This window comes from Simplicispira sp. (genome assembly GCF_028687295.1).
Taxonomy (GTDB): Bacteria; Pseudomonadota; Gammaproteobacteria; order Burkholderiales; family Burkholderiaceae_C; genus Simplicispira; species Simplicispira metamorpha.
The window spans coordinates 1-2,997 of record NZ_JAQUAL010000225.1 but is presented as its reverse complement, the minus strand read 5'-3'; the positions used below and the strand labels follow the sequence as shown (position 1 = coordinate 2,997).

General features: G+C 69.2%; 2 protein-coding genes and 2 pseudogenes. 1 reads left to right on the top strand and 3 read right to left on the bottom strand.

Annotated features, from left to right (window positions below; genetic code table 11):
* Both PHX69_RS15905 and PHX69_RS15900 read right to left on the bottom strand, forming a co-directional pair.
* Positions 1-180: pseudogene (locus tag PHX69_RS15905) on the bottom strand (EamA family transporter); the annotation flags it as partial.
* A 111-nt stretch (positions 181-291) separates the two neighbouring features.
* Positions 292-891: a LysE family translocator gene (locus PHX69_RS15900; RefSeq protein WP_119014127.1), complete on the bottom strand. Its 600-nt coding sequence runs from the start codon at positions 889-891 to the stop codon at positions 292-294.
* A gap of 154 nt (positions 892-1,045) precedes the next feature.
* Between PHX69_RS15900 and PHX69_RS15895 the strand changes: the two genes are divergently transcribed.
* Positions 1,046-2,515 carry an aminotransferase-like domain-containing protein gene (locus PHX69_RS15895; protein ID WP_288045089.1) on the top strand — a complete coding sequence of 490 codons (1,470 nt, stop codon included), beginning with the start codon at positions 1,046-1,048 and terminating at the stop codon, positions 2,513-2,515.
* Between the two features lie 33 nt (positions 2,516-2,548).
* Here the strand turns inward: PHX69_RS15895 and PHX69_RS15890 are convergent.
* Positions 2,549-2,997: pseudogene (locus tag PHX69_RS15890) on the bottom strand (HDOD domain-containing protein); the annotation flags it as partial.

Here is a 2,997-nt window from a genome sequence, read left to right as displayed (position 1 = left end):
GGCCACGAACACGCCCGACATGCCGGGCGCTTCGGGCGTGCCCACGGCCAGCCGGGTCATTGGCAGCGTGACGGCAAAAATGGCGACACCCAGCAAGCCCAGCGCCAGGCCACGCACTTCGGCGGACGTGCGTGGGGGGCTGGTGGGGGTGACAGTGGGTGAGGTGGAAGCGGCAGTCATGGTGTGGCAGCAGGCAGTGAATGGGGCCAAGGAATGGCGGGACAGCGTGGGAAACAGAGCGAACGAAACGAACGGGTGAGCAGGTGAGCGGGGCGGTGACATGGCCCAGGCTCAGGCCAGCGCCATCCAGGCGGCGGTGGCCACCAGCACCAGCGCCATGGCGCGGTTGAACCACAGCAGGCGCTGTCCTTGCGCCAGCCACTGGCGCAAGAGCGCGCCCACGGCGGCATAGGTCAGGTTGCTGGAGAAGGCAAACACCACCATCACCGGCAGCACCACGGCCAGGCGTTGCAGGCTGTCTTCGCGCCCGGCCACCCAGCCGGCCACGATGGTCAGCGCCAGCAGCCAGGCTTTGATGTTGACGAATTGCAGCGCCGCGCCCTGCCAGAAGCCCACGTTCAGCCGCGCGGCGTCGGCTTCGCTCAGGCGGCTGCTACCGCTGAGCTTGAAGGCCAGCCACAGCAGGTAGGCAATGCCCACGGCCTTGATGCCCCAGCGCAGTGCCGGCACCGCCACCACCACGGCGCCCACGCCGCCCGCGCACAGCAGCAGCAGCGCCGTCCAGCCCACGGGCACGGCGCAGACAAAGCGCATGGCGGGGCGCAGCCCCCGGTTGGCGGCCAGTGCGGTCGAGAGCGTGGTGTTGGGGCCGGGCGTGAAGCTCATGGCCGTGGCCAGGGCCAGCAGGGCGGTGAATTCGACAAAGGGCATGGAGTGGGGTGCTCAAAAAAGGGGAAGTACCGGGGCACTGTAGGGTTGATTCCATTACAGTACCAATACAGTTTTTCTGACAAACACATCCGCTGTGCTGGTGTCTGCATCGGCACAGTTGCACAGCCCTTTTGCCGCCACCCTTTGCCCCGCCATGCTCACCCGCACCGCCCACCGCACCCTGACCGAACAACTGGCCGAGCGCTTTGCCGAGCGCATCCGCGCCCGCTTGCTGCCCGTGGGCGCGCGCCTGCCTTCGGTGCGCGAATGCGCGCGCCAGCAGGGCGTGAGCCCCTACACCGTGGTGGCCGCCTACGACCAGTTGCTGGCCCAGGGCCTGGTCGAGGCGCGCCGCCAGCGGGGCTTTTATGTCCGCGATATAGGGCAAAAAACGCCTCCAGCCCTTGCGGGACAAGCGCAAGCAGCTACTGAAAACATAGCGTCTGAAGGCGCCCCTGCTGCGGCAGAGGCCGGGCCGCTGCCCTCGGGCTCGCACATCAACGCCACGGCGCTGATCCGGGGCATGTTCCACCAGGCCTCCAGCAAGCCCCAGCCCGGCGCCGGGGTGTTTCCGCCGCAGTGGCTGCAAGAGGCGCGCTTCATGCCCGCTGCCGTGCGCAAGGTCACGGGCAGCCGCGCGCTGCAAGACGGCTCCCTGAGCTACGGCGAGCCCCTGGGCGATGCCGACCTGCGCAACGTGCTGGCGCGCCGCCTGACCGAGCTGAACGTGCCCGCCCGCCCCGCGCACATCATGACCACGGTGGGCGCCACGCACGCGCTGGACATCGTCAGCCGCACCTTGCTCAAGGCGGGCGACCCGGTGATGGTGGAAGAGCCGGGCTGGTCGGTGGAGTTTGCCCGGCTTGATGCCCTGGGCGCGCGCGTGCTGCCGGTGCCGCGTGGCCCCCAGGGGCCCGACCTGGCGGTGATGGCGCGCTACTGCGAGGTGTATGCGCCCAAGCTGTTCGTGAGCGTGAGCGTGCTGCACAACCCCACGGGCTACTGCCTGACGCCGGGCAGCGCGCACCAGGTGTTGCAATTGGCCCAGCAGCACGATTTCCACATCGTTGAGGACGACACCTACAGCCACCTGGCCCCGCCCCATGCCACGCGCCTGACGGCGCTCGATGGCCTGCGCCGCACCATTTACGTCAGCGGGTTTGCCAAAATTCTGGCGCCCAACTGGCGCGTGGGCTACCTGGCGGCGCCGCCCGATCTGGTCGAGCGCCTGCTCGATACCAAGCTGCTGTCCACGCTGACCACGCCGTCCATTCTGGAGAAAGCGCTGGCGCTGTGCATAGACCAGGGCCAACTGCGCCGCCACGCCGAGCGCATGCGCCTGCGCCTGGCCCAGGCACGCGCGCGCAGCGTGCAGCTGGCGCTGGAGGCCGGTTGCAGCTTTGCTGCCGAGCCCGCAGGCATGTTCGGCTGGGTCGAGACGGGCGTGGACACCGACATGCTGGCCCAGCGCATGCTGGACGAGGGCTATCTGCTGGCGCCCGGCGCGCTGTTCCATGCCAGCCGCCAGCCGTGTACGCTGATGCGCATCAACTTCACGACCACGCAGGATGCGGCGTTCTGGCGCGTCTTCCAGCGCGTGGTGGCGCAGACCCGTTCGCGCTGATGCCCGGGACAAAACCGCCGGGCAGGGCGCTGCTTACCGGCGCGGGCGGGCCACGTGCAGGTCGGCCAGCGCGCGCAGCAGGGCGCGGTTGACGTCTTCGGCGCGCAGCTCGTGCTCTTCGCACAGCTGGCGCACGGCGCTGGCGTCATCGCTCTCCAGCGCGCAGGCCAGTTGCAGGCTGGGCGCGTAGGGGCCGGTGTGCAGCACGGCCGCGTCGTGGATGCGCTCGGACAGCGGCAGGCGCAGCAAGATGTTGCTCAGCGGCTCGCGCAACAGCAGATCGAGCTGCGAGAACAAGCCGCACAGGTAAATCTCGCGGCGCAGCTCGTTCTCGACGCCCGCGTCCAGCAGCCGTTCGGTGACGCGCGCGCGCAGCACCATGGACTGGTACACGGGCTGCAAATCGGGCTCGGTGCTGGCGTGGGGCAGCTGGTCGCCCAGCCAGCGCTGGATGGAGCCATAGCCCATCATCACCAACCCCC